Source organism: Xenorhabdus eapokensis, from assembly GCF_001908105.1.
In genome coordinates, this window is record NZ_MKGQ01000197.1 from 1 (window position 1) to 353 (window position 353).

1 protein-coding gene is annotated in these 353 nt (G+C 43.6%); it reads left to right on the plus strand.

The features are described 5' to 3' along the window. On the plus strand, window positions 1-260 hold a 260-nt coding region (locus Xedl_RS37600), incomplete at its 5' end, for a hypothetical protein (RefSeq protein ID WP_208605118.1). Window positions 261-353 lie beyond the last annotated feature (93 nt).

Consider the following 353-nt stretch of genomic DNA (forward strand, 5'->3'; position numbering starts at 1 on the left):
GGGAGGAGCAAAAGCGATCAGGAGGCAAAAAAGATGTTCAGTTGATGAGCTATTTACGGAGCATATTGAATATGTCAAATTATGATGATTCTGCTATACCTGCGCTCACGATTTGGCGCTTCCAGTTGATAAAAACGGACATCGGTGCTGTCCGGCACCTGTTTTTGCGGATGCATTCTGATACGTTGGGTGTCTCGCTCAATAATGGTCAGAATGGCATTGTGGGCCAGTTCGCGTTTCAGCTGCATTTCATTCCTTAGAGCCTATTCGGAATCTTTTTTGAACGTAATTGTTTTTCCTGTATTCTGTCCGCCCAAATAAGATAAGTGCCTATATAAGTGACCTGCTGGAAT